Here is a 25,972-nt window from a genome sequence, read left to right on the forward strand (position 1 = left end):
TTTCATCGCCCGTGTAAGGGGCAGGCATTGGTATCTGCCAGCATTAGCCCACACTCCGGCGCCCCCCATAATTGACGGAAATCAACGTTCGCAGCATGTACCCCACGAGAGAAATCAAGGGTCTATCCCTCCGGCCTCGAAAAGCTCCGATCACCTACCACCACCGCCCCCAGCAGGAGGTACCTCCAATGCCCCGCATCGGAAAACCCTGTTTTTGGTAAGGTTTAGGCGATGTTTTCAGACATCGTTTAATGAATGTCCGGAGGGAGCGGAGCATGGCCAATAGCCCGTCAAAACCAGAGCAATATCGTGCGCTCGGTTTATCCACATTTGCCTTCACCCTGTGCTTTGCGGTGTGGACGATTTTCTCCATCATCGGAATCCGCATCAGCGAAGATCTGGGGCTGTCGGATACCCAGCTTGGCCTGCTGATGGCCACCCCGATTCTCACCGGCTCCATCAGCCGGCTGTTCCTCGGTATCTGGACGGACCGCTATGGTGGCCGCTGGGTATTTGGCATCCTGATGCTCACCACCGCCGCCTGCGTGTACCTGCTGACCTTCGCAACCACTTACCTGATGCTGCTGGTGGGCGCCCTGGGTGTCGGCCTGGCCGGTGGCGCCTTCATCGTCGGCGTGGCCTACACGGCGGCATGGTTTGAACCGGAACGCCAGGGCACGGCGCTGGGGATTTTTGGCGCGGGCAATGTGGGTGCTGCGGTAACCAACTTCGGGGCCCCGTTCCTGTTGGTCGCGTTCGGCTGGCAGAGCACGGCTCAGATCTACGCCACCGTGCTGGCAATCATGGGTGTGGTCTTCATCCTGCTGGCCAGGGAGGACCCTCTGGCCGCAGAGCGGGCCGGCACCAGGGCCAAATCATTCATGGAGCAGATGGAGCCGCTGCGTGAGCTGAGGGTCTGGCGGTTTGCTTTGTACTATTTCTTCGTATTCGGCGCTTTTGTCGCCCTGGCGCTCTGGTTGCCTCACTTCCTTATCGGCGTTTACGGCCTGGACATCAAAACGGCGGGCATCATCGCCGCGCTCTACACCATTCCGGCGTCACTGTTCCGTGTCCTCGGGGGTTGGATGTCGGACCACTTCGGTGCCCGCCGGGTGATGTACTGGACCTTCGGTGCCTCCGTTGTCTGTACCTTCCTGCTGAGCTATCCGCCCACCGAGTATGTGGTGCAGGGCATCGATGGCGATATCCGCTTTACCCTTGAGATGAGCCTGCCGGTGTTCGTGGCGCTGATCTTTATTCTGGGTTTCTTCATGTCCCTGGGTAAGGCGGCGGTCTACAAGCACATTCCTGTCTACTATCCGCTGCACGTGGGCGCTGTGGGTGGCGTTGTCGGGATGATTGGCGGACTCGGGGGATTCATTCTGCCACTGGCCTTCGGCGTGCTGAACGACCTCACCGGAATCTGGCAGAGCAATTTCATGTTGATGTTTGTGATCGTCGCTGCCGCGCTGGTGTGGATGCACTATGCGATCCGGTCCGCCGAGCGGTTTGAGTGGGCTGCCAACGAGGAACGAACGGACTTGCCGGAATTGGCCTCGCCACAGCTGTTTTATCCGCTCAACCGGAAAAAGCCATAACCTAACATTGCCCTACGCCTCTATGCACAAACGCGAGAATCAGGGACAACGCCGGGGTAATCCAGCCTCCCGCATAAGGCTCGCCGAAGACAACCACGGCCGAGGCAATCACGGAGGCGTGAATCATGGAATGCAACGGCTTCTTCAAAACTCAAGCCAAAATTGTTTGTGATCTGATTATGGGAAGAGTTTCCGGATCGGACGAATGAATATTTCTGATCAAGCTGAATAAATCCTGCTAATTGCGCGCAGTTGCGCGCCTCACGACAGGTGTCGACTGTCATTCAGGCTATCCAATTCAGTCCCGGCCCTTTAGAATTCGGCCTTCCCCGAATTATCTGGAGCCGCTGTCTGCCATGTCGCCCCAATTAAGCCCCGCCTCCGGTTTCGAGAAACTCCGCCGCATTGAGTCCAGCAAGTTTTTTCAGGGCGCAGTCATCACCATCATTATCCTGTCGGCACTGACCATTGGTGCCAAAACCTATGACCTGCCACCCCTGGTGGAAAAGTCGCTGATCGTAATGGACAACGCCATTACACTGCTTTTCCTGGTGGAAATACTGTTCCGCTTCGGCGTGTGCGCCAACAAGAAACGTTTTCTGTTCGACGGATGGAACCTGTTCGACACCCTGGTGGTGATCGGCAGCCTTATTCCTCTGGATAATTCTGAAGCGGTGCTGCTGGGGCGCCTCTTGCGGGTGTTCCGGGTGTTGCGCCTGGTATCCGTGGTCCCGGAACTCCGGTTCCTGATCAACTCGCTTTTAAAAGCGATTCCGCGCATGGGCTACATCGCCCTGCTGATGTTCATCATTTTCTATATCTACGCGGCCATTGGTTCGATGTTCTTCGCCAGTGTGGACGAGGAGCTCTGGGGCGACGTGGCCATTGCCATGTTGACCCTGTTCCGGGTGGCCACCTTCGAGGACTGGACAGATGTGATGTACGCCACCATGGAGCAATACCCGCTGAGCTGGGTTTTCTACATCACGTTCATCTTCCTGACAGCGTTTGTTTTCCTGAACATGATGATCGGCGCCATCCTGGAGGTCATGGGCGAGGAGCAGAACGCCAAGCAGGCCCAGAAAGCCCACGATGAACGGGATGAGATCGCCCGGCAGCTCCAGTCGGTGCAGGCACAGTTGCAGGAGTTGACCCGGCAGATCTCGGAGCGGCGCTGATCAGCCAAACACCGGCTTGGTCATGGCCAGGTGGAAAATGACGCCGATCTGGACGAACGCCAGAATGGCTGCAAACACCCGGGCCGGCCTGCCCAGAGAGGTTTTCAGGGCAAACAGACCGGCAATGATGTAGCCGATCAACAGCAAGATCTTGGCAGTCAGCCAGCCATGCACAAATGGCATCCAGGGCGTCACAAACAACAGGCTGATGGCCGCTATCAGCAGGACCGTGTCATTCGCATGCGGAATCCAGCGCAACGGTGTTTTCCGCCAGTCGGGCCTGCCAACCGCATCCAGCAGCAGACGCAGAGCAAACAGCACAACGGTCAGATAGGCCGTGGTCATGTGCAGGTGCTTGAGAATTAGATAGGCACTCATAAATCATCCCGTTGTGAATCAAAACGATGGCGGCATTGTACGCAAAGATACCCCGAACCGGGTATGTTCTTTCTATCGGCTCGCGTATAACATGTACTGTAATTATATGTATAAGCGGAGACAACCATGCCGGCGATCCCCACCACCAGCCAAACCGAAGCCGCCAGCGTCAGCCAGCTTTTCAGCTATCCGTTCCGGATTTTCTTCCTTTCCATGACGGTACTGGCGCTGCTTGCGATCCCCCTCTGGATCATGCAGGTCAATGGTGTGATCAGCCTGCCCCTGGCCCTGCCGGGCCTGTTCTGGCATCAGCATGAGATGTTGTTCGGTTTCCTGTCGGCAGGCATCGCCGGCTTCCTGCTGACCGCAGTCTGCGTGTGGACCCAGACGGAGCGCACCTACGGAACCAGACTGGTATTGCTCTGGGGCGTCTGGCTGGCCGGCCGCCTGCTGCTTGCTTTCGGTGCGGGCCTGCCGGACTGGCTTGTGCATACCGTGAACCTGGCATTTCTGCCCCTGGTCATGCTGGATGCCGGCTGGCGGATCTGGCGCGCCCGCCAGAAGCGCCAGCTGTTGATCCTGCTGGTTCTGGGGCTACTCTGGCTGATGCAGATAGGATTCCTGACCCAACTGGATATGACCTTCAGCTACGGTGCCCTGATCATGGCCATGGCGCTGATCAGCATCATTGGTGGGCGCATCACTCCGGCCTTCACCACCGGCTGGCTTCGTCAACGAGGGCTGGACAGCGCTGCCGTGAAAACTGTTCCAGCCCTGGATATGACCACGCTGTTCAGCCTGATTCTGCTGATGGTCTCCCTGGTCACTGGCTGGCAAACCGTCACCGGCGTATTGGCCATTGTTGCAGGCACCCTGATGCTGGTGCGACTGGCAGGCTGGAAAGGCTGGCTGGTTCGTAAGGAACCACTGCTCTGGATTCTGCACCTGTCCATCCTCTGGGTGCCCGTGGCCCTGTTCCTGCTGGCCGGCACACTGCTTGCCGGCTGGCCATCCAACGCCTGGAGCCACGCCGCCGGCACCGGCGCAGTGGCCTGCCTGATTTTCGGCGTCATCGCCCGCGTCTCCCTCGGTCACACCGGCCGGCCGCTGGTTCTGCCCACAGGCATGGTGACCGCATTCATCGCCATTCACCTGGCCGCACTTATCCGGGTGCTGACAGCCTTCGAGGTTATCAGCTGGCATCCGGGAATCAGCACCAGCGCGCTGCTCTGGTTGTTCGCGTTTGGTATGTTCCTGTTCCGCTACACCCGGGTACTGGCCAGTCCACGCCCGGACGGCCGCGACGGATAAACGCCCGGAACACTCGAATAAAGGCAGACGAAAAAAGGCAGGCCCGGGAGCCTGCCTTTACCGTTCAGCCCACTCAGGCTGCCAGTTTTTTCCGCGCCAACTCGGCAAATGCGGACCGCGACTCGTGAAAACGGGCGGCCGGAAATGAAATTCTGATGCCTTCCATCGCCGCCATCAGCATTTCCAGGTGCGCATCCCAGCCCGCACAGGCAATGGCGATCAACTCGTCGTCAGGGAGAAAAAGCGTGAGGGTAAGGATCGTCCCGCCACCGTCCGGGGACAACTCCCAGACCAGTGGCCGTTCCGGATCATCGCCGGCACTCCAGGAATACGCGAGCAGACAGGGGGGTTCGCAAGCGCTGATCCGGCAATCGATGGGTGTGCCACTGTTGCCAAAATCCAGCTTGACCCTGCCACCCCGCTCCTGTTCCAGAGTGCCCGGTGCCAGCCACTGGCTGAGGCACACGGAATCCGTCAGCATTTTCCAGACGACCTCGGGCGCATATCCGATTTTTCGTTGCAGCCGGGCTACAACCCACTCCCCCTCACGCCAGATGTTTCCCTGAATGTCATCAGCATCCAGTGCCATCAATGCGCCCTCCTTCTACACCATTCCACCTTGCCCCATACCTGCGGGCCAGCAGACAAATAAAAGACCCTGAACATTTATATTTCTTACTTTTCATAGCCGCAAACCCATACATACCGAATCATGAGTTGCATATTCCCCAAGGAATCCCACGGTATCCGGTGTATCAACGGCTCTGTTCAAGGGCCGGTTCACACGTTACCACCATGCCGCTGGCAGATCTTTGATGACCATCAACCCCTCACCCCGGCAAAAAAGACAATCATCCACTAAAGGTCAATACCGAAACGCCCAATTCGCGCTAAAGTATGAGGAAATCATTTTGTAACTGAGATACTGGCACTATGAACCCGGATCATTTTGATAAAGAAGACCTGATCAGATGTGGCCACGGTACACTCTTCCCTGGCTCCATGCGTCTGCCCATTGATGAGATGCTGATGTTCGACCGCGTCACGCATATAGCAGACAACGATGGCCTGTATGGCAAGGGCAGTATCCTGGCGGAACTCGACATCAACCCGGACCTCTGGTTCTTCAAGGTGCACTTTGTTGATGATCCCGTTATGCCCGGATGCCTGGGGCTGGACGCCATGTGGCAGCTGGTCGGCTTCTTCCTGGCCTGGGGTGGCGGAGAAGGCAAGGGCCGTGCCCTGGGTTCCGGTGAAGTAAAGTTTACCGGCCAGGTGCTGCCTACTGCCAAAAAGGTGACCTACCGCCTGGATCTCAAGCGCGTGATCAGGCGCAAACTGACCATGGCAATTGCCGATGGCCGGATGGAAGTGGACGGCCGGGAAATCTACACCGCCAAGGACCTCCGGGTTGGCATGTTCACCTCGACCGATGATTTTTAGGAGTTAACAAGATGCGTCGTGTTGTAATTACTGGTATGGGCATTGTTTCCAGCCTTGGCACCAACCAGAAGGACGTTGCCCAGTCCCTCAGGGATTCCCGTCCCGGCATCGGCTTCAGCGAAGAAGCACGGGACAAGGGCCTCCGCAGCCACGTCTGTGGCCAGATAAACCTGAACCTTCCGGAACTGATCGACCGCAAACTCTGGCGCTTCATGTGCCCGGCCTCAGGCTATACCTACCTGGCCATGCTTGAAGCCATCGAACAGGCCGGCCTGACCGACCAACACATCAAGGCCGACACCACAGGCATTATTTTCGGCCAGGGTGGCGCCTCCACGGTTGAACTGCTCGATTCCATCGACACACACCGCGACCGCGGCATCCGCCGGGTGGGCCCCTACCGCGTGCCCCGCACCATGGGCAGCGCCATTAACGCCTCCCTCGCAACCGGCTTTGGCATCCGCGGCATCAACTACGGCATTACCTCCGCCTGTGCCACCAGTGCACACGCCATTGGCCACGCTGCAGACCTGATTGCGCTGGGGCGCCAGGATGTAATGTTTGCCGGCGGCGGCGAGGACATCCACTGGACCCTGAGTCTGTTGTTCGACGCCATGGGCGCCCTGTCCACCAAGTACAACGACACACCGGAACTGGCGTCCCGCACCTATGACGCCAACCGGGACGGTTTCGTTATTTCCGGTGGCGGCGGTGTTCTGGCCCTCGAAGCGCTGGAACACGCAGAAGCACGCGGCGCAAACATTCTGGCGGAGATCGTCGGCTTCGGTGCGACTTCCGACGGTGCCGACATGGTTGCCCCAAGCGGCGAGGGCGCGGTGCGCTGCATGAAGCAGGCCATGAAGCATCTGGACGGCGAGATCAGCTACGTCAACACTCACGGCACCAGCACCCCGGCAGGCGATATCACCGAGCTGAAAGCACTGAAGGAAACCTTCGGCGACAAAATCCCGCCGCTGAGTTCCACCAAGCCCCTGTGCGGCCATGCCCTGGGTGCGGCAGGCGTGCATGAGGCCATTTACAGCCTGATCATGCTGCGCGAGGGCTTCATTGCTCCGTCGGCCAACATCCAGACCCTCGATGAAGGCGCCGAAGGCTACCCGATCGTTCGGGAGCGCATGGACAACCAGAATCTGGACCTGGTGATGAGCAACAGCTTCGGCTTTGGCGGCACCAACGCCTCGCTGGTGTTCAAAAAGGTCTGAGCCGGATCAGGACAGCCTGACAGAACGATATTCAGCCGGGGAGGTTCCCATCCAGCGCTTGAAAGCCCGGCTGAATGCACTCAGTTCCGAGAACCCGAGCTGCTCTGCAATTTCCACGAGTGGCTTGGTTTTATCCTGCATGTAGGTCAGCGCCTGTTTACGACGAACCTCCTCAAGCAGGCGGGCAAACGTCAGCCCTTCCCGCTTCAGTTTCTTGTGCAGCGTGTAACGGCTCATATGCAGCTGCGACGCCACGACTTCCACACCAACCTTGCCACGGGCAAGCTGTACACTGATCAGGGAACTCACCCTGAGACTCAGCGAAGCCCGCGCCACCTCTGGCGTCAGAGGCTTTGATCCCATCTGGAACTCCTCTTTTCCGATTCTGTGGCCATATTGGCCGACGCTGTGAGCGTACACTTGTTAGCTGAAAACAATCAATACTACCTTTGAGCAGGGTCAAGGGAACCTCCGCCAACGTACGGCAAAATACCCCGCTTTTCAGAATGGCGGCATCCCCTGCCAGGGCCCGCCAACCAGACTGACCAGAACGGACCACCCGGAGCCAACATGAACACCCCGGAACTGCTTGCCCCCGCAGGCACCCCTGAACACCTCGAAACCGCCTTCGCCTACGGTGCAGATGCCGTCTACGCCGGCCAGCCCCGCTACTCCCTGAGAGTAAGGAACAACAGTTTCAAGGATGTTGCAGCCCTCGGCTCCGGAATCGCAAGAGCCCATGAACTTGGCAAACAGTTCTACCTTGTCTCCAACATAGCACCTCACAACAACAAGGTACGCAGCTATCTGAAAGACCTGGAGCCGGTACTGGAACAACAACCCGATGCCCTGATCATGTCTGACCCCGGACTGATCATGCTGGTGCGGGAAAAATGGCCGGACCAGCCCATACACCTCTCGGTGCAGGCCAACGCCGTTAACTGGGCAACTGTGGAGTTCTGGCGCAGACAGGGCATCAGCCGGGTAATCCTTTCCAGAGAACTGGGTCTTGACGAAATTCGCGAGATCCGCGACCGGGTCCCGGACATGGAACTGGAAGTCTTCGTGCACGGCGCCCTGTGCATGGCCTACTCCGGCCGCTGCCTGCTCTCCGGCTACATGAACCACCGGGACGCCAACCAGGGCGCCTGCACCAACGCCTGCCGCTGGAACTACAAGGAAGTCCAGCACAGCCATGACCAGACCGGCGACCTGATCGCCACCTGCAGCGGCGGTGTGCAAGACGTGGAGCCAAAAGAGCTCCTGCTGGAAGAGCCCAATCGCCCCGGAGGCTTCATCCCCGCCTACGAGGACGAACACGGCACCTACATCATGAACTCGAAAGACCTGAGGGCCGTCCAGCACGTAGCGGAACTGACCAAAATGGGCGTCCACTCCCTGAAAATCGAAGGCCGCACCAAAAGCACCTACTACGTAGCCCGCACCACCCAGGTGTACCGCCGGGCCATCGACGAGGCCGTACACGGCAAGCCCTTTGACATGAACCTGATGGACGAACTCGAAGCCCTCTCCAACCGCGGCTACACCGAAGGCTTCCTCCGCCGGCACGTACCCCGGGAATACCAGACCTACGAACAGGGCTCATCGTTCCTCGGCACCCAGCAGGTTGTAGGCACCATAACGGATGCGGATGACCGATGGCTGACCATCGACGTGAAAAACAAATTCGCCCCAGGCGACCAACTGGAACTGATCAACCCGGCCGGTAATATTCGTTTCTCCGCTGATATCATGGAAAACCGGAACGGCGAAACCATGGAGTATGCCCCGGGCAGTGGCCATATCGTGAGAATTCCGAAACCAGAACATTTGCCAAAATCTCTGGATTTCACCTACCTGACCAGAATCCTTCCCGCCAGCGAATAGCAATTAGTTTGAGGCGTCAGGCGGGTCTGCCTCCCAAAACCGTGCATTGCCATGGATGGCAATGCCGAGCCCCCATGGACGGGTTCACGGCGTGTTTTGGGAGGCAGACCCGCCTGACGCCCCCCTCCATAATACGCCGTCCTGCCCGAGGCCAGACTATCAAGGCTATTGGCAGCCCCCTTAGTGCCCCAAAGGCCGATTAAGGTATAATCACCTCACGCACAAATTAATACCTGACTAATTTACTCTGGTATTGTATAATCGCCAGCCAGAAGCAACGGATTCAGCCTGTTTTTCTGCTTACTTTTCAGCATCAGGCCACCAGAAATCCGTCATCCAAAAAGCGATTGCAGGGCGCACTCACCGGATGAGCGACTACTGGCAACACCCAAACTGATGACATCCGATCGACAGCCCGCCTATGAGGCTGCCGGCGACACCAAGGGCGCAAGCCCGCGATGAGAGAATACGGAGCGACGATCATGGCGACCACCGACACCGAGGTGAACGAGCTGATCAAACGGGAATACGAGTACGGATTCGTAACAGACATTGAATCCGACACGTTCGAACCCGGCCTTAATGAAGACGTTATCGCCCGCCTTTCCGGCCTCAAGAAAGAACCGGAATGGATGCTGGAGTGGCGCCTGAAAGCCTACCGTCGCTGGCTCGAGATGGACGAGCCGGACTGGGCCCACGTGGGCTACCCGAAAATCGATTACAACTCGATTTCGTACTATTCCGCGCCCAAGCGCCCCGAAGACATGCCCCAGAGCCTGGACGAGGTGGATCCGGAACTGCTGAAAACCTACGAAAAGCTGGGCATCCCCCTCCACGAGCGCGAAAAGCTGGCTGGCGTAGCCGTCGATGCCGTATTCGATTCCGTTTCCGTCGCGACCACTTTCAAGGAGCCCCTCGCCAAAGCCGGCGTGATTTTCTGCTCCATCTCCGAGGCCGTCCGCGATTATCCGGAGCTGGTACAGAAGTATCTGGGCACCGTGGTACCCCACGGCGACAACTTCTTTGCCGCACTGAATTCGGCGGTCTTCTCCGACGGCACCTTCGTGTATGTGCCCAAGGGCGTGCGCTGCCCCATGGAGCTGTCCACCTACTTCCGCATCAACGCAGCCAACACCGGCCAGTTCGAGCGCACCCTGATCATCGCCGAAGACAGCAGCTACGTGAGCTACCTCGAGGGCTGCACCGCCCCCATGCGGGACGAAAACCAGCTGCATGCGGCCGTGGTTGAGCTGGTGGCCCTGGACGACGCCCAGATCAAATACTCCACCGTGCAGAACTGGTACCCGGGCGACGAAGAAGGCAAAGGCGGCATCTTTAACTTTGTCACCAAGCGTGGCGCCGCCATCGGCAGGAACTCCAAAATCTCCTGGACCCAGGTCGAGACCGGTTCAGCGGTAACCTGGAAGTACCCGAGCTGCGTACTGCGCGGCGACAACAGCGTGGGCGAATTCTATTCCGTGGCGCTGACCAATAATTACCAGCAGGCCGACACCGGCACCAAGATGATCCACCTGGGCAGGAACACCTCCAGCACCATCATCTCCAAGGGTATTTCCGCCGGCAAGAGCTCCAACGCCTATCGCGGCCTGGTGAAATTCGGCCCCGGCGCGGAAGGCGCGCGCAACTTCACCCAGTGTGATTCGCTGCTCATTGGCGACCGCTGCGGCGCGCACACCTTCCCGTACATAGAGAGCAAGAACAAGTCCGCCATTGTCGAGCACGAGGCCACCACGTCCAAGGTCAGCGATGAGCAGATGTTCCTCTGCCGCCAGCGTGGTATCGATCCGGAGCAGGCCGTGTCCATGATCGTGAACGGCTTCTGCAAGGAGGTGTTCAGGGAACTGCCGATGGAGTTCGCTGTCGAGGCCGGCAAGCTGCTCGAAGTGAGCCTCGAAGGGTCCGTTGGTTAACTATTTTGCCTCGCTGCGCCGAACGTTTTGCGGGCACCGAAACGGTTTAATTTACATACAGAATTTCAGAATACAGAGAGAAGCCGACAAATGCTGAGCATCAAGAACCTGCACGCATCCGTTGAGGACAAAGAAATCCTCAAGGGTATCAACCTGGAGATCAAGGCCGGGGAAGTTCACGCCATCATGGGCCCCAACGGCTCTGGCAAGAGCACCCTGTCGCAGGTGCTGGCAGGCAACGAAGCATTTGAAGTCACCGAGGGGGAAATTACCCTGAATGGCGAAAACCTGCTGGAGCTTGAAACCGAGGAACGCGCCCGCGAAGGCATTTTCCTGGCATTCCAGTACCCGGTGGAGATTCCCGGCGTGAGCAACCTTCAGTTCCTTCGCACCGCCGTGAACGCCATGCGTCACCACAAGGGCGAAGGCGAGATGAATGCGGCGGAGTTCATGAAGCTGGCCAAGGAGGTCTCCAGACAGGTAGATCTGGATCCGGCCTTCCTGAAACGCGGGGTCAATGAAGGTTTCTCAGGCGGTGAGAAAAAGCGCAACGAAATCATGCAGGCGCTCCTGCTGCAGCCGAAGCTGGCCATTCTGGATGAAACCGATTCCGGGCTGGACATCGACGCCCTGCAAGTGGTCTCCAACGGCGTTAACGCCCTGCGCGCAAAAGACCGCGCCATTTTGATGGTGACCCACTACCAGCGCCTGCTGAACCACATTGTGCCGGATTACGTGCACGTGCTGGCGGGGGGCAGGATCATCAAATCCGGCGGCCGTGAACTGGCCCTGGAGCTGGAAGAACGTGGCTACGGCTGGCTCGGCATCAAGGATGAAGAAACCGCCGACAGCCCTGCCAACGTTTCCGGCAACTAACTAAAGGAGGTCGCGGAATGAAGCCAGCACCAACCCTTTCTACCGCGTTCCTGCATCCGGCCGGGCACTCATTGCCGGAGCCTTTGGCTGCGCTGCGCAAGCAGCAGGGCTCCAGCCTTGTGGATCTGCCGCTGCCCACCCGGAAAACAGAGAACTGGAAGTACTCAAGCAAGTACCTGAAGCTGACCGACGATATGGCCATCTCGCTGCCCGCGGAAGGCAAGTCCGGCAGCAGTCTGGCGGTGCCCGGCTACAAGGTAGTATTGCTGAACGGCATCATGATGCCGGAAGCCAGCGACTACCCGGACCTGGATGGCATAACCATTGAGCGCTTCGAGGACCTGGACAGCGACACCGCCACCTGGCTGGCCGGGCGCCTGGATCACGCCCTGGATAGCCAGTCAGTGCAGATCTCCCGCCTCAATACCGCGCGGTTTGAAGATGGCCTGCTGATTCGTCTGAAGCCCGGCGCGGTTCTGGACCAGCCACTGTTCATTGTTCATGAAACCAGTGCTGATGCCAGCGGCTCTGCCTACCCGCGCATTTACGTGGACGCCGGCGCTAACAGCCAGATCACCCTGGTGGAAGAGTACATCTCCGGCGGCAGCGAATCGGTCATGGTGAATACGGTAACCGAGCTGAACCTTGGTGAAGGTGCCGACGTCACCAGCATCCGCCTGAACATGGAAGGCGAGAATGTTCAGCATATTGGCGCAACCGGCGTCCTGCAGCAACGCAGCTCCCGCTTTGAAAGCCACTGCGTCGGCTTCGGCGGCCTCCTGCGCCGGCACGACCTGCAGGTTCGCCTGGAAGGTGAAGGGGCGGAGTGCAAGCTCAACGGCGTGGTGGTAACCCAGGGCAAACAGCACTACGACAACCACACCACCATTGAGCACGTGGCGGCCCGCTGCAACAGCGAAGAAACCTATCGCAACATTGCCGCGGATCAGTCCCACGCGATTTTCAACGGCCGGATTCATATCCATCAGGACGCCCAGAAGTCCAGCGCGGATATGAACAACAAGAACCTGCTGCTGTCCAATGGCGCAGAAATCGACACCAAGCCGGAACTGGAAATTTACGCAGACGACGTCAAGTGTGCCCATGGCGCCACCATCGGCCAACTCGACAAAATCTCGCTGTTTTACCTGGTTTCACGAGGTATCGGCCGGCGCGAAGCCAATGTCCTGCTCACCATGGCCTTCATCAACGAGCTGGTGGAGCAGATCCCGGTAGAAACCGTTCGGGAAACGGCCCAGGGCCGGCTGAACCAGTTCTTTGAACAGACATTCCAGGAGGCGTAACCGGCTATGACCGATCTGTCCGTGGCAAACACAACCAGGCGCCCGACCTTCGATGTGGAGGCCATTCGCCAGGACTTCCCGATCCTGTCACAGCAGGTGAACGGAAAGCCGCTGGTGTATCTGGACAATGCCGCTTCGGCCCAGAAGCCAGAGGCAGTGCTGGACGCCATGGACCGCTATTACCGGGAAATGCACTCCAACGTTCACCGGGGTGCCCACACTCTCGGGGATCGGGCCACGGTCGCCTTCGAAGGTTCCAGAGAGACGGTTCGCGGGTTCCTGAACGCCGACAGCACCCGGGAAATCATCTGGACCCGTGGCACCACCGAGGCCATTAACCTGGTCGCCAACGGCCTGGCCCCGCGACTGAAGGCCGGCGACGAGATCCTGGTCAGCCACATGGAGCATCACGCCAACATTGTGCCCTGGCAGATGATTGCCGAGCGTACCGGCGCGAAAGTGGTTCCCATCCAGGTAACGCCGGAAGGTGAGCTGGACCTGGAATCCTTCACCAGCCTGCTGAACGGGAAGACCCGGGTACTGGCAATCACCCATGTTTCCAACGTGCTGGGCACGGTCAATCCGGTGGCGGCGCTGATCGAGCAGGCCAAGGCCCTCGGCATCATCACCCTGGTGGATGGCGCACAGGCGGTACCCCATTACCAGCCGGATGTCCGGGCGCTGGGTTGCGACTTTTACGTGTTCTCATCCCACAAACTGTTTGGCCCCACCGGCATTGGTGTGCTCTACGGCAAGGCCCAGTTGCTGGAGGAGATGCCTCCCTACCAGGGCGGTGGCGAAATGATTGAGCGGGTATCGTTCGAGCGCACCACCTGGAACACCCTGCCCTACAAGTTTGAAGCCGGCACGCCGGCCATTGCCGAAGCCGTGGGCCTGGGGGCGGCCATCGACTATCTCCAGGGTCTGGATCGCCAGGCTATGGAAACCGCGGAATCGGCGCTGCTCGAGCGGGCCAACCAACTGGTGGAAACCGTTCCGGGCATGGAAATCATTGGCACCGCAAAACGGAAAGTGCCGGTGATGTCCTTTAAAATTGCCGGCCTGCACCCCAGTGATATAGGCACCCTGCTGGATCAGCAGGGTATCGCCATCCGCACCGGCCACCACTGCGCCATGCCGCTGATGGATTTCTACGGAGTTCCCGGTACAGCCCGGGCCTCCTTTGCGTTCTACAATACCCTGGACGAGGTGGAAGCATTGTTTACCGCCCTGCGGAAAGTCCAGCGCCTGTTTGCCTGATGGAGATGGAATCATGACAGCTGAAATCTTCACCCCGACCGTCGCCGTCACCATGACGCCCAGCGCGGTCACACACGTGCGCAAACAACTGGAGAAGAAACCGGAGGCCAAAGGCATCCGGCTGGCCATCAGGAAAAGTGGTTGCTCCGGCTTCAAGTACGAAACCCAGTGGGTGGAAGAAGCCGCAGCCGACGACAGGGTGTTTCATATTGATGGCGTTGACGTCTTCGTTAAAGAGGAACACCTGCCACTGGTGAACGGCATCGAGATCGATTTTGTCACCGAAGGCGTGAACTCCATGTTCCAGTTCCGCAATCCGAATGCGACCGCCGAGTGCGGGTGCGGCGAGAGTTTTACCGTAGCGTGAAATTGGGGTCAGATGAAATTGGGGTCAGATGAAAAGTTCATCTGACCCCACACTAATAAACACAGGATACAGCGAGGCAAGTCTGGGCATGCAAGAACGGGAAGTGGTCCTGACCAAACGCGAGGTGGAAGCCAGACTCGTTCCTTCTGGGACAGAGATCATGATTCCTTCGGACACCTTCGTGACCATCACACAGTCACTGGGTGGTACCTTCACCGTTGCAGTCAACGGCAACCTTGCCCGCATCGAGGGCCATGACGCCGACGCCCTTGGCAAGCAGCCACTGGAAAGCAGCTTCGACACACCGGAAGACGGCACCGTCAACGAAAATCAGGTGTGGGAAGCGATGCGCAACTGCTACGACCCGGAAATTCCGGTTAACGTAGTGGACCTCGGCCTGATCTACGAATGCAAGATCGAGAACGGCACCGAAGACGGCAACCACGTGTACGTCAGAATGACGCTAACCGCTGCCGGTTGTGGCATGGGGCCGGTGATCACCGAAGACGTCAAGCGCAAGCTCGAACATGTGCCGAACGTCGACAAGGTGACCGTGGAACTGACCTTCGATCCGCCCTGGAGCAACGACATGCTCACCGATGAAGCCAAGCTTGAACTGGGGATGCTGTGAAGGTTGAAGGTGGGGTCAGAAGAAAGCCTTCTTCTGACCCCGTTTTCCCCGCAGGCTTCAAACCGCTAACATGGGGTCAGATGAACGCTTTCATCTGACCGCGTTTTCATAACAGTAGCAACCACATGACCGCCACTAAAGACGATTTCCTGAACAACCCGCTCGGTAGAGACACCACTCTCGAAGACGTTCTGGATGGCTTCGAGTTGCTGGACGACTGGGAAGAGCGCTACGCCTACATTATCGACCTGGGCAAACAGCTGCCGGCCTTTCCGGACGAAGCCCGGATTGAAGAGAACTATGTGCACGGCTGCCAGAGCCAGGTCTGGCTGATTCACCATTACGACGACGCCAGCGGCCGTCTCTACCTGCTGATTGATTCAGATGCCATGATTGTTCGTGGCCTGGCCGCCATCATTCTGGTAGCACTGAACGGGAAACCCCCACGGGACCTGCTGGCAACCGACATTGATGAGCTGTTCGAGCAGCTGGATCTGTTCCGCCACATCTCCCCCACCCGAGGCAATGGCCTGCGGGCCATGGTCGGCAAGATCCGGGATATTGCCGCCGCCGAGGTGGCTGACGCCGCAGACTGAATGAGCTCAACGCCTACCACAGGATGGCAATATCATCCCTCTGTATATTCACCATGCCACCCAGCTGCGGCATGGTTCCGCGGCTGGACTGAGGCTGAACCCTGTCCAGGGTTACAGAAAGCCGGCTATCGTTCAGTTCCGGCGTGGCACCGGGTGAATCCAGGTAAGCGGTGCTCCGGTACAGCTTCAATTCGTCGCCAGGCCTGAGCCCTGCAGTTGCGCCGGATCCCAGCGTCACCAAATGCCCATCCACCCGGGCAATCCGGGTAATAAACGGCTGACAAGCCAGGGCCTCGGTAACCGCTGTCGCCATTTCTTCAATGACGCCATTTACAGACCGGCCATAGGCGGTTTTCCGGAACCCCTCCGAACCAAAGCCGACTGAGCTGCCGGGGCCTGCATCCCAATCTGCTGATGTCGCGAACCTCTGCTGATAGACAGGGGAACCGCTGAATCCGTCATAAACGACAAGATCCGCAGCAAACCGACGTTGCTGATCCACCGCACCAATGCCACGCTGCATTCTGTCCAGAACCGATGTGCCCCAGGCGGAGGGATCAGCCACACCCAGATCCCGGATAACGCCCGTTACCACAAACTGAACCTCCATTTCACGAGCCACCTGTAACACATTGGTCAGCTGGTTGTTGCCCTGCCAAACAGTGGGTGCGTTCAGAAGGTCGGTAAACACCCGTGATGTGGTGGCGCCAAAGACCTGAAAGCCACCCTGCTCCATCAACCGCTGTTGCAGCTGGTGCGGCAAGATTTCGCCGGCATCGCCAATACGCCCTATGCGGGTCTGATCCGGATACAGGACCGGAAACCCCGTGACAGCTACCCGCTTTTTCAGCCGGCTCGACTCACCGGCACTGCATTGTCCTACCCGACTCTCACTGATATCACCCCGTACAACCACCCGCAGCAAATTGCCGCTCTGGTACTCGTCAATAATCCGTACATTTCGTGCCCGCGCACTGGAAGCCAGGCGTATCCGCGATTCGGTGATAACACCGTTTTCCATGGTGTCGTGGGTGCTCACCCGGGCTTCATACTGCAACGAGAGATCCCTGATCGCGGCCTTGCGGGCCTCGGCACGGGCGGTCTCAAGATCCCCGTTATAGATACTGGCGTGGCCCACACCTTCCAGAACCACGGCCTGCGCCCCGGTGGCAAACACCAGCGGCAGGGCCAGGGCGCACAGCACTATCAGTGACGACAAACGCAGTGATGACAAACACTTCATAATTTTCGATCACTCAAGGTAATACAGGGAATCGACGCCCTTGCTCTGCACATCGCCAATACTGTCATTGTCCCGCGGCACGGGGATCGGGCACAGGTCCCGAACCTGATCCTCTGCAACCTTGGCAACACAGGCCCGGAACCGGGGTTCCAGCTTCAGCTCCATAACCGTTTCAAAAACCCCGTCGCTGTGCTCGTTGACTGCGACCAACTTCGCGCCGCGGAGATAGCTGTCGACATAGGTTCGGAACGTGTCATTGCGCAAAACGAAGTCATTGACGGTGGAGCTGCCGTAAACCACGGTGCCGTATACCCGCTCAACCAGGTTCCGGTAGGCATCCAGTTGCGAAGCCCGCCGGGCCATCAGACGCTTGCGGGTGTCCGAGCGCTCCGATCCGGCATCTTTATAGGTCCCCAGACCACTCACCCGAACAGTAATGGGCTCCAGCCTGGTATCCTCCCGGGACTGTTTGCCGCCATCACCCTGATAACTGCCAACCGGCGCACAGGCAGCAAGACTCGTTGCCAGCAGAGGGATCAGTATCCAGCGAAGGGTCATTGCTTGTCTCCAGAAAACGTCATTTCCGGTTTGCCATGAAAGAATTACGCCAGTTTTTCTAAGCCCCTGATATTTCGGTTAACAGACGCAAAGCGCACCGACCCGTCAACCCGACGCGGCAAAAACCTGCCTCTGTTTACACATCAAAAACAAACCGTTACCCCATGTGTCATGTGCTGGAAAACGTTCTGCATTAACCTTTCAGTTACGTAATATTTATTTTGCCTTTTACCCGACAGGATTCTTCATGACCGGACACCGTCTAACCAAGCTTTCTGCTGCCATTGGCCTCTCCGTTGCCACCACCTCGGCACTGGCCAGCCCCCAGTCTTTTATGTCTGCCCGCTCCTTTGCCATGGGCGGCACCGGTGTTGCTGTTGCAACGCCTTCAACGGCCCCGACTGACAACCCCGCGATGATGGCTGCGGATCACCACAGCTGGAATGATGACTTCGGATTGATGCTTCCATCAGTTAACGCCCGAGCCGCCGACGAGGAAGAAACGGTTGACCAGGTTGATGATATTCAGGATGTGATTGATGACCTTGAATCCCTGGTCTCTGGATTCGATCCGAACACGGACGATCCGCAAATCATTCAGGATGGTGCAGCCGACCTCCGAGACAGACTGACCGCCTTCGACAGCGACACCATGCGAGTAAACGCAGGGCTGGGGCTGGGTTTCGCGGTCCCCGGCAAGTCATTCGCCGTGGGTGTGTTTACCAATGCCAGCCTGACGGCGACTGTTCGTGGCGACGTTTCTGGCCAGGACACAAGCTTGCTCGATGATATTGCCAATGCCGCGAATGCACAGGATGTCGACACCGCGATTGACCAGCTTATCAACCCGGATGGCACCCTGGACCTGACCTCACGAGGCAGAATCCTGGCCTCCGCAGTCGGGGAAGTCGGAATCTCCTTCGCACGCCAGTTTGAACTCCCCAGTGGCAATAAGTTTCAACTGGGACTGTCCCCGAAATACGTGGAACTGAGAACATTCCAGTACACCGAGAGTGTCTCTGCTTTCGAGGACAACGACTTCGACGGTGATCAATACCAGACCGACAAAAGCGGCTTCAATATGGATATCGGCGCCGCCTATGCCTTCGGTGAAGAACAACAATGGAACGCCGGCATCGTGGTGAAAAACCTCATCCCCATGGAGCTGGATTCCGCAGCCAGCCGTCCGGCACTGGGCGAGGAAGTCCGGACCCTCGAACTTAACCCGATGGTCACCACCGGCATTGCCCATAAAGGCGAGTACCATGTCGTTACCGCGGAAATTGATCTGACCAGGAAGGAAGCCTTTGGTTTTGAGGACGATACCCAGTGGGTGGCGCTGGGCGCTGAATTCGATGCCTTCCGCTATGCCCAGCTGCGTGCCGGGGTTCGCCATAACCTGGCCAGCAACGAAGACAACGACGGCATCGAGGAAAAAACCCAGTTCACCGCCGGTCTCGGCCTGAGCATCCTGGGCGCCCGCCTTGATATCGGCGCCCTGTACAGCGATGCGGATGTAGGTGCTGCGCTGGAGCTTGGCACCGCGTTCTGATCAAAAACTGAAATTGGGGTCAGATGAAAATTTCATCTGACCCCAATTTCACCGTTCCCGGATTTGCGAACCTGCCTCCCAGACCGGATAATCCACGCACACTTTCCGAAAGGAATCAGGCATTCCATGCAAGCCTATCTGGTTGGCGGTGCTGTTCGTGATGAATTACTCGGCCTTGAGGTCAAGGACCGGGACTGGGTCGTGGTTGGCGCAACGCCTGACGAAATGCTTGCCAAGGGCTTCAAACAGGTTGGTGCGGACTTTCCGGTATTCCTGCACCCGGGAACCCGGGAGGAATACGCGCTGGCCCGTACCGAGCGGAAGCAGGGACGTGGCTACCATGGTTTTACCGTATACAGCGCACCGGATGTCACCCTGGAACAGGACCTGAAGCGACGTGATCTGACCATCAACGCCATAGCGAAAACCGAAGGTGGCGATCTGGTGGACCCCTTCCAGGGCCAAGCCGATTTAGCAGACCGGAAGCTGCGCCATGTGTCGGAGGCGTTCGCCGAAGACCCGTTACGAATCCTGCGCACCGCCCGCTTCGCAGCCCGCTTCCGGCCCCTGGGATTTACTGTGTGCGACCAGACCATGGCCCTGATGCAGAACATGGTGGATGCCGGTGAAGTAAACCACCTTGTGCCGGAGCGGGTCTGGCAGGAGATACAGCGGGCTCTGCACGAACAGGCGCCAGAGGCGTTCTTTGAGGTTCTCCGTGACTGCGGGGCTCTTGGCGTGCTGATTCCGGAACTCGATCCGTCAGAGGTTTTCTCTCTGGCAATGGAGACACTTCGCTGCATCCATACTCAACCTGATACCAGTTCCGAAGAGCGCTTCGCCGCCCTGCTGTCGCCTCTGGATGAGCAAGCAGCCATTGCCCGGGCCAAGGTCCTGAAAGCTCCCAATGATTGTCAGAATCTGGCACGCCTGGCGACGGCGTTTATACCAAAGGTACAGGAAATGAACTCTCGGAATCCCGAGGGTGAATCATTGCTGGATCGGCTCGACCATGCGGACTTCTGGCGCCGACCGGGGCGTTTCGCACAACTGCTTAACGTACTGGAATGCGCCCTCCCGGATAGCCGGAACAGCCTGAAACTGCTTCGGACCGCCTCCGACGCCGCAACCGGCGTTGACCCCAAGACTCTTCTGACCCATGGTTATAAAGGCAAGGCACTCGGGGAGGCGATCCGTACCGAACGCCTGAAACGCATTGCCGATGCCGTCACCCCGCCCAGTCACTGAGGAGTTGAAATGCCCGCCACTGCTCCCGTTGCACTGATCACCGGCGCTGCCCATCGCCTTGGCGCGCAAACGGCGAAGACACTTCATCAAAGGGGCTGGAATCTGGTGGTTCACTACCGGAGCAGGGAACAGCAGGCCCGGGAGCTGGTTGAAGACCTGAACCGGGAGCGCCCGGATTCCGCTTATGCGGTTCAGGCTGATCTCGGCCTGACTGGCGATGTGAACCGGTTGGCGAGCGAGGCCATTACCCCGTGGGACCGACTCGACGCACTGGTAAACAATGCCTCGGCGTTCTACCCCAACCCGACAGAAGTAGCCACCGAGGACGACTGGAACACCGTCCTGCACACCAATCTCCGGGCTCCATTCTTTCTGCTTCAGGCCTGCCTTCCGGCGCTGCGGGAAAACGGAGGCAGTGTGGTCAACATGATCGACATATACAGCGAAAGGCCTCTTGCCGATCACCCGCTTTACTGTGCCAGCAAGGCAGGCCTCGCTGCACTGACCCGTTCATGGGCCAAAGACCTGGCACCCGATGTGCGGGTGAACGGCGTTTCGCCGGGAGCCATTCTCTGGCCGGAGGGGGGAGCCGCGATGGATGAAAAGCACCAGCAGGCCATTCTCGAGAAAACGCCGCTGGCGCGCACCGGCAACCCGGATGATATCGCCGGGACCATCGCTTTCCTGATCTGCGACGCGCCGTTCATTACCGGGCAAATTTTAGCCGTCGATGGCGGCCGCAGCCTGAATATGTAGAGTGCCACCCGGCGTTCCCCGCCCGCTAACTTTGGCCAACCGCCGCTTTCCGGATACAATACTTGCAGTTTTCAATCCTGCACGCGCTGGGGCTCAGGCCCACGCGCGCCATTGACCCGGAGAATTCCCATGCGTGATGTCGTTATTGTTGCTGCCCGCCGTACTGCTATCGGAGCCTTTGGCGGAGGTCTCTCCAGCCTGCGCGCAGACCAGCTGGGGACCGCCGTCATCAAGGCGCTCCTGGAGGAAACCGGTGTCGCCGGCGACCAGATCAACGAAGTGGTTCTTGGCCAGGTCCTTACTGCCGGCTGCGGCCAGAACCCGGCCCGCCAGTCCGCCATCAACGCCGGCATTCCGGCATCGGTGCCCGCCATGACCATCAACAAGGTGTGCGGCTCTGGCCTCAAAGCGGTCCATATGGCGGCACAGGCCATTCGCTGTGGCGATGCCGAGATGATGATCGCCGGCGGTCAGGAAAGCATGAGCCAGGCGCCCCACGTCTTGCCCAACAGCCGCAATGGGCAGCGCATGGGCAACTGGTCCATGGTGGATACCATGATCAACGATGGCCTCTGGGACGCGTTCAACGACTACCACATGGGCATTACCGCCGAGAACGTCGCAGAGAAATACGGTATCAGCCGTGAAGAGCAGGACGAATTTGCCGCCGCTTCCCAGCAGAAAGCCGCTGCCGCTCGCGAAGCCGGCTACTTCGATGGCCAGATTGTTCCGGTCTCCATTCCCCAGCGCAAAGGCGATCCGATCGTGGTTGACCGGGACGAAGGCCCCCGTGACGGCGTGACTGCCGAGGGACTGGGCAAACTTCGTGCGGCTTTCAAAAAAGACGGCACTGTCACCGCTGGAAACGCCTCGTCACTGAACGACGGAGCGGCTGCGGTGATGGTGTGCAGCGCGGAAAAAGCCAAAGAACTGGGGCTGACGCCGCTGGCCACCATAAAGGCTCACGCCAACGCAGGGGTAGATCCCACCATCATGGGAACCGGCCCGATTCCGGCCAGCCAGCGCTGCCTGAAGCTGGCCGGCTGGAGCGTTGACGATCTGGACCTGGTGGAAGCCAACGAAGCCTTCGCGGCCCAGGCCATCTCCGTGAACCGGGATCTGGGCTGGGATACCAGCAAGGTGAACGTCAACGGCGGCGCCATCGCCCTGGGCCACCCGATCGGCGCCTCCGGTTGCCGCATCCTGGTCTCGCTGCTTCATGAGATGGTGCGCCGGGATGCCCACAAGGGACTGGCCACCCTGTGCATCGGCGGCGGCATGGGCGTTGCCCTGGCTGTCGAGCGCTAAGCTTCATGCTCCACGTGGTGCTGTACGAACCGGAGATACCGCCGAATACCGGCAATATCATCCGGCTGTGCGCCAACACCGGCTGCCAGCTTCATCTGATCGAACCCCTGGGCTTTAGCCTGGAAGACAAACAGATGCGGCGGGCGGGGCTGGATTACAGTGAGTACGCCCGGGTTAAGGTCCACAAGGACTACCCGAGCTTTCTGGACAGCGAGCAGCCGGAACGCCTGTTCGGGCTGACCACCAAAGGCAGCCACCCCTACCATGAAGTGAGTTATCAGGGCGGCGACTATCTGATGTTCGGCCCGGAAACCCGGGGCCTGCCGGCCGGTATCCGTGAAGGCCTGCCGCCAGAACATCGCCTCAGGGTTCCCATGCGCCCTGAGAGCCGCAGCCTGAACCTCTCCAACACCGCCGCGCTGGTGGTTTACGAAGCCTGGCGGCAACTGGGATTCAACGGAGCAGTGTGAAGTTGGGGTCAGATGAAAAAGGGGTCAGATGAACTTTTCATCTGACCCCTTTTTCATCTGACCCCGTATTCGGAAAGTGCCAGCCTCAGTGAGTCTGCTGCTCTTCCTTCGCCTCACCCGCCGCTTCTTCCTGCTTGCGTTTCAGAGCCTGGGCGTAGATGGCATCAAAATTCACCGGCGCCAGCATCAGGGCCGGGAAGCTGCCCTTATTCACGATGCCGTCAATGGCTTCGCGGGCATAGGGGAACAAGATAGTCGGGCAGTAGGCACCGAGCATCTGACCCAGTTGCTGGCCTTCAATACCCTGAACCAGGAACACGCCACCCTGCTGGATCTCGACGATGTAGGCAACCTTCTCACCCACTTTGGCCGTCACGGTCAGCGAAAGCACAACTTCGTACTGGTTGTCGCTCACCTTGTTGTGGGACGTATTGAGGTCCAGGTTAACCTGTGGCTTCCACTGCTCCTGAAACACCACCGGAGAATTGGGTGATTCAAAAGACAGGTCCTTCACGTAAATACGCTGAAGGGCAAACTGGGGTTGGTTCTGGTTGTCACTGCCTGCTGCGGCTTGCTGATTCTCAGCCATGTTCAGTCCTTTCGTTCTCGGTCATGGGCCCGGGGCCCGTTGTTATGGAGTGTTGTGGAGTTTGCTGCCGGAACAGTTTACGTCGAGGCTACGCCGGCTTATGTGAAACAGTGCGGCAGATTGATCTTCAGATCAAGAGTGGCCTTATTTCTTCACCAGCGGAAGATTGCTGGCCTTCCAGTCAGAAACGCCACCGTTGAGACGCACAACATTGCTGAAGCCTTCGGCGTTCAGCTGCTTGACCGCCATCGCTGAATGCTGGCCCATCTTGTCAGCAACAATAATCTGCTTGTCTTTGAACTTGTTCAGCTCGGCAACCCGGCTCTTGAGGCTGTTCAGCGGAATATTGATGGAACCGGTAATGCGCCCTTCACCGAATTCCTTCCGGTCCCGGATGTCCACCACGATGGCCTCATCCTTGTTGATGAGGTTAACTGCGCCCTGGGCCGAGATCTTGGCACCGCCACGACGGGACTCCAGAATAAGAATCGCGACCAGAAATGCCACAAACAGCGACACAAGAATGTAGTGATTAACGACAAATTCAAACAACCGGCCCATGAATTTACCCCGATGATGAGTTTGGCGGGATTATACACAGCCTGCTCCCCGGACAGAAGGTGACGAAACTGGCCTGTAAATGCGAGAATAGACAAACTGAATTTTTGGTTTAGTAAATTTACTAACATTTTACTTCCGGACTGAATGATGACTGCAATGCGCAAGCCGACTGCCCTGATTATCCTGGACGGCTGGGGCCACCGCGACCCGGCTGAAGACAATGCCATCAGCACCGCCAATACCCCGTTCTGGGACAAGCTCTGGCAGAATCAGCCAAAGACCCTGCTCAACACGTCGGGCATGTTTGTTGGTTTGCCTCAGGGGCAAATGGGTAATTCGGAAGTCGGCCACATGAACCTCGGCGCAGGGCGCGTGGTCTATCAGAGCCTGACCCGGATCGACAAGGATCTGGAAGAAGGCACCTTCCAGAGCAACGAAGTGCTTTGCTCGGCCATCGATAAAGCCGTTCAGGGTGGTCGCGCTGTTCACCTGATGGGGCTGATGTCTCCGGGTGGCGTGCATAGCCATGAAGACCATATTCTGGCCGCTGCCGAACTGGCTGCCGCTCGTGGTGCAAAGGAAGTTTACATACATGCCTTCCTGGACGGCCGGGACATGCCGCCTCGCAGTGCCAAGCCCTCTCTGGAGAAAGCAGCAGCCAGATTGAAGAGCCTGGGTGTAGGCCGTGTCGCCTCCATCGTTGGCCGTTATTACGCCATGGACCGCGACAACCGCTGGGATCGTGTTGAAGCCGCGTACAACCTGATGACCCAGGGCACATCCGAATTCACAGCAACCGATCCGGTATCAGGCCTTGAGCAGGCCTACGAGCGCGGCGAGAATGACGAATTCGTGATGCCCACTCGTATTCACGCACCGGGGGAGCCAGAAGGCACCATTAACGACGGCGACACGGTTCTGTTCATGAACTTCCGGGCCGACCGTGCCCGGGAAATGACCCGCACTTTTGTGGAGACGGACTTCAACGGTTTTAAGCGCCGCAAACACCCCGAACTGGCGGATTTCGTGACGCTGACCGAGTACGCGGCGGACATCAAGGCATCCTGCGCCTACCCCCCGGAGCAGTTAACCAACGGTCTCGGCGAATATGTGGCAAATCAGGGCAAGACCCAGCTCCGGATTGCTGAAACGGAGAAATACGCCCATGTCACGTTCTTTTTTAACGGCGGCCTGGAAACACCGTTCGAGGGCGAAGACCGGATTCTGGTCCCCTCCCCGAAAGTCGCCACCTACGACCTGCAACCGGAAATGAGCGCGCCGGAAGTAACGGACAAACTCGTAGAAGCCATCAAGAGCGGCAAATACGACCTCATTGTCTGCAACTACGCCAACGGCGACATGGTTGGCCACACCGGCAAGCTGGCTGCCGCCATCAAGGCCGCCGAGTGTCTCGACGAGTGTGTAAAGCGAGTGGTTGAAGCGCTGAATGAAGTGGGCGGCGAAGCCCTGATTACGGCGGACCATGGTAACTGCGAGCAAATGACTGACCCCAATTCAGGGCAGGTTCATACCGCGCACACCATTGGCCCGGTTCCGCTGGTCTACACCGGCCACCGCAAGGTGACGCTGAAAAACGACGGCAGCCTGAGCGACGTGGCGCCCTCGCTGCTGACCCTGATGGGACTGGACCAGCCGAAAGAAATGACCGGGCACAGCCTGGTTCAGATCGGTTGATCCCGGCGC

27 protein-coding genes are annotated in these 25,972 nt (G+C 58.5%); 19 read left to right on the forward strand and 8 right to left on the reverse strand.

The window, feature by feature from the left end:
- Positions 1 to 275 precede the first annotated feature (275 nt).
- Positions 276 to 1,598 (forward strand): MFS transporter, encoded by a 1,323-nt coding sequence (locus AC13C0_RS10540; protein ID WP_482954358.1) that lies wholly within the window; start codon positions 276 to 278, stop codon positions 1,596 to 1,598.
- 1 nt (position 1,599) lies between these two features.
- Here the strand turns inward: AC13C0_RS10540 and AC13C0_RS10545 are convergent, their stop codons facing one another.
- A complete protein-coding gene (locus AC13C0_RS10545) occupies positions 1,600 to 1,725 on the reverse strand; it encodes a hypothetical protein (protein ID WP_482954359.1) in 126 nt (41 codons plus the stop codon).
- A gap of 229 nt (positions 1,726 to 1,954) precedes the next feature.
- Between AC13C0_RS10545 and AC13C0_RS10550 the strand changes: the two genes are divergently transcribed.
- The gene (locus AC13C0_RS10550; RefSeq protein ID WP_482954360.1) at positions 1,955 to 2,776 is read left to right on the forward strand and encodes an ion transporter; all 822 of its coding nucleotides are present in this window, start codon (positions 1,955 to 1,957) and stop codon (positions 2,774 to 2,776) included.
- On the opposite strand, the gene AC13C0_RS10555 is transcribed toward AC13C0_RS10550, so the two are convergent.
- Positions 2,777 to 3,154, reverse strand: coding sequence for a SirB2 family protein (locus AC13C0_RS10555; protein ID WP_482954361.1), 378 nt, complete (start codon positions 3,152 to 3,154; stop codon positions 2,777 to 2,779).
- A 126-nt stretch (positions 3,155 to 3,280) separates the two neighbouring features.
- On the opposite strand from AC13C0_RS10555, the gene AC13C0_RS10560 reads away from it, so the two are divergent.
- Positions 3,281 to 4,465 (forward strand): NnrS family protein, encoded by a 1,185-nt coding sequence (locus AC13C0_RS10560; RefSeq protein ID WP_482954362.1) that lies wholly within the window; start codon positions 3,281 to 3,283, stop codon positions 4,463 to 4,465.
- A gap of 73 nt (positions 4,466 to 4,538) precedes the next feature.
- Here AC13C0_RS10560 and AC13C0_RS10565 read toward each other — a convergent pair whose 3' ends face one another.
- Positions 4,539 to 5,054, reverse strand: a complete 516-nt coding sequence (locus AC13C0_RS10565; RefSeq protein ID WP_482954363.1) for an SRPBCC family protein — start codon at positions 5,052 to 5,054, stop codon at positions 4,539 to 4,541.
- A 344-nt stretch (positions 5,055 to 5,398) separates the two neighbouring features.
- Here AC13C0_RS10565 and fabA point away from each other — a divergent pair, with 344 nt between their 5' ends.
- Both fabA and fabB read left to right on the forward strand, forming a co-directional pair.
- Positions 5,399 to 5,908 (forward strand): bifunctional 3-hydroxydecanoyl-ACP dehydratase/trans-2-decenoyl-ACP isomerase, encoded by a 510-nt coding sequence (fabA, locus tag AC13C0_RS10570; RefSeq protein WP_117618325.1) that lies wholly within the window; start codon positions 5,399 to 5,401, stop codon positions 5,906 to 5,908.
- An 11-nt stretch (positions 5,909 to 5,919) separates the two neighbouring features.
- Positions 5,920 to 7,131: a beta-ketoacyl-ACP synthase I gene (gene fabB, locus AC13C0_RS10575; protein WP_482954364.1), complete on the forward strand. Its 1,212-nt coding sequence runs from the start codon at positions 5,920 to 5,922 to the stop codon at positions 7,129 to 7,131.
- A 6-nt stretch (positions 7,132 to 7,137) separates the two neighbouring features.
- Here the strand turns inward: fabB and AC13C0_RS10580 are convergent, their stop codons facing one another.
- Positions 7,138 to 7,494, reverse strand: coding sequence for a helix-turn-helix transcriptional regulator (locus AC13C0_RS10580; RefSeq protein WP_117618327.1), 357 nt, complete (start codon positions 7,492 to 7,494; stop codon positions 7,138 to 7,140).
- Positions 7,495 to 7,701: 207 nt separating this feature from the next.
- Here AC13C0_RS10580 and trhP point away from each other — a divergent pair, with 207 nt between their 5' ends.
- The 8 genes from trhP (at position 7,702) to AC13C0_RS10620 (ending at position 15,983) form a co-directional block, all read left to right on the forward strand.
- Positions 7,702 to 9,018, forward strand: a complete 1,317-nt coding sequence (gene trhP / locus AC13C0_RS10585; RefSeq protein WP_482954365.1) for a prephenate-dependent tRNA uridine(34) hydroxylase TrhP — start codon at positions 7,702 to 7,704, stop codon at positions 9,016 to 9,018.
- A 482-nt stretch (positions 9,019 to 9,500) separates the two neighbouring features.
- On the forward strand, positions 9,501 to 10,949 hold the full coding sequence (sufB, locus tag AC13C0_RS10590) for a Fe-S cluster assembly protein SufB (protein ID WP_482954366.1): 1,449 nt from the start codon (positions 9,501 to 9,503) through the stop codon (positions 10,947 to 10,949).
- A 90-nt stretch (positions 10,950 to 11,039) separates the two neighbouring features.
- Positions 11,040 to 11,825: a Fe-S cluster assembly ATPase SufC gene (sufC, locus tag AC13C0_RS10595; RefSeq protein ID WP_482954367.1), complete on the forward strand. Its 786-nt coding sequence runs from the start codon at positions 11,040 to 11,042 to the stop codon at positions 11,823 to 11,825.
- A gap of 17 nt (positions 11,826 to 11,842) precedes the next feature.
- Complete coding sequence (gene sufD, locus AC13C0_RS10600) at positions 11,843 to 13,129, forward strand: Fe-S cluster assembly protein SufD (protein WP_117618331.1); 1,287 nt, start codon at positions 11,843 to 11,845, stop codon at positions 13,127 to 13,129.
- Between the two features lie 6 nt (positions 13,130 to 13,135).
- Positions 13,136 to 14,389 (forward strand): aminotransferase class V-fold PLP-dependent enzyme, encoded by a 1,254-nt coding sequence (locus AC13C0_RS10605; protein ID WP_117618332.1) that lies wholly within the window; start codon positions 13,136 to 13,138, stop codon positions 14,387 to 14,389.
- A 13-nt stretch (positions 14,390 to 14,402) separates the two neighbouring features.
- Positions 14,403 to 14,756 (forward strand): HesB/IscA family protein, encoded by a 354-nt coding sequence (locus tag AC13C0_RS10610; RefSeq protein ID WP_117618333.1) that lies wholly within the window; start codon positions 14,403 to 14,405, stop codon positions 14,754 to 14,756.
- A gap of 88 nt (positions 14,757 to 14,844) precedes the next feature.
- The gene (sufT, locus tag AC13C0_RS10615; protein WP_117618334.1) at positions 14,845 to 15,387 is read left to right on the forward strand and encodes a putative Fe-S cluster assembly protein SufT; all 543 of its coding nucleotides are present in this window, start codon (positions 14,845 to 14,847) and stop codon (positions 15,385 to 15,387) included.
- A 125-nt stretch (positions 15,388 to 15,512) separates the two neighbouring features.
- Positions 15,513 to 15,983, forward strand: a complete 471-nt coding sequence (locus tag AC13C0_RS10620; protein WP_117618335.1) for a SufE family protein — start codon at positions 15,513 to 15,515, stop codon at positions 15,981 to 15,983.
- Between the two features lie 13 nt (positions 15,984 to 15,996).
- On the opposite strand, the gene AC13C0_RS10625 is transcribed toward AC13C0_RS10620, so the two are convergent.
- Both AC13C0_RS10625 and AC13C0_RS10630 read right to left on the reverse strand, forming a co-directional pair.
- Positions 15,997 to 17,226, reverse strand: a complete 1,230-nt coding sequence (locus AC13C0_RS10625; RefSeq protein WP_482954368.1) for a flagellar assembly protein T N-terminal domain-containing protein — start codon at positions 17,224 to 17,226, stop codon at positions 15,997 to 15,999.
- Between the two features lie 9 nt (positions 17,227 to 17,235).
- Positions 17,236 to 17,784 carry an LPP20 family lipoprotein gene (locus AC13C0_RS10630; RefSeq protein WP_117618337.1) on the reverse strand — a complete coding sequence of 183 codons (549 nt, stop codon included), beginning with the start codon at positions 17,782 to 17,784 and terminating at the stop codon, positions 17,236 to 17,238.
- Positions 17,785 to 18,031: 247 nt separating this feature from the next.
- On the opposite strand from AC13C0_RS10630, the gene traF reads away from it, so the two are divergent.
- The 5 genes from traF to trmL all read left to right on the forward strand — a co-directional run bounded on the left by traF (position 18,032) and on the right by trmL (position 23,118).
- Positions 18,032 to 19,336, forward strand: coding sequence for a conjugal transfer protein TraF (traF, locus tag AC13C0_RS10635; RefSeq protein WP_482954369.1), 1,305 nt, complete (start codon positions 18,032 to 18,034; stop codon positions 19,334 to 19,336).
- A 126-nt stretch (positions 19,337 to 19,462) separates the two neighbouring features.
- Positions 19,463 to 20,584 carry a tRNA nucleotidyltransferase/poly(A) polymerase-related protein gene (locus tag AC13C0_RS10640; RefSeq protein ID WP_341582729.1) on the forward strand — a complete coding sequence of 374 codons (1,122 nt, stop codon included), beginning with the start codon at positions 19,463 to 19,465 and terminating at the stop codon, positions 20,582 to 20,584.
- Between the two features lie 9 nt (positions 20,585 to 20,593).
- Positions 20,594 to 21,340 (forward strand): pteridine reductase, encoded by a 747-nt coding sequence (locus tag AC13C0_RS10645; protein WP_117618340.1) that lies wholly within the window; start codon positions 20,594 to 20,596, stop codon positions 21,338 to 21,340.
- Positions 21,341 to 21,469: 129 nt separating this feature from the next.
- Positions 21,470 to 22,648 (forward strand): acetyl-CoA C-acetyltransferase, encoded by a 1,179-nt coding sequence (locus AC13C0_RS10650; RefSeq protein WP_117618341.1) that lies wholly within the window; start codon positions 21,470 to 21,472, stop codon positions 22,646 to 22,648.
- A gap of 5 nt (positions 22,649 to 22,653) precedes the next feature.
- Positions 22,654 to 23,118 (forward strand): tRNA (uridine(34)/cytosine(34)/5-carboxymethylaminomethyluridine(34)-2'-O)-methyltransferase TrmL, encoded by a 465-nt coding sequence (trmL, locus tag AC13C0_RS10655; RefSeq protein WP_117618342.1) that lies wholly within the window; start codon positions 22,654 to 22,656, stop codon positions 23,116 to 23,118.
- An 85-nt stretch (positions 23,119 to 23,203) separates the two neighbouring features.
- Here trmL and secB read toward each other — a convergent pair whose 3' ends face one another.
- Both secB and AC13C0_RS10665 read right to left on the reverse strand, forming a co-directional pair.
- Entirely contained in the window at positions 23,204 to 23,707 is a 504-nt protein-coding gene (gene secB / locus AC13C0_RS10660; RefSeq protein ID WP_117618343.1) for a protein-export chaperone SecB, read from the reverse strand.
- A 144-nt stretch (positions 23,708 to 23,851) separates the two neighbouring features.
- Positions 23,852 to 24,268, reverse strand: a complete 417-nt coding sequence (locus AC13C0_RS10665) for a rhodanese-like domain-containing protein (RefSeq protein WP_117618344.1) — start codon at positions 24,266 to 24,268, stop codon at positions 23,852 to 23,854.
- Between the two features lie 147 nt (positions 24,269 to 24,415).
- On the opposite strand from AC13C0_RS10665, the gene gpmI reads away from it, so the two are divergent.
- A complete protein-coding gene (gene gpmI, locus AC13C0_RS10670) occupies positions 24,416 to 25,963 on the forward strand; it encodes a 2,3-bisphosphoglycerate-independent phosphoglycerate mutase (RefSeq protein ID WP_482954370.1) in 1,548 nt (515 codons plus the stop codon).
- Positions 25,964 to 25,972 lie beyond the last annotated feature (9 nt).

It is taken from the genome of Marinobacter sp. B-21 (assembly GCF_056857895.1).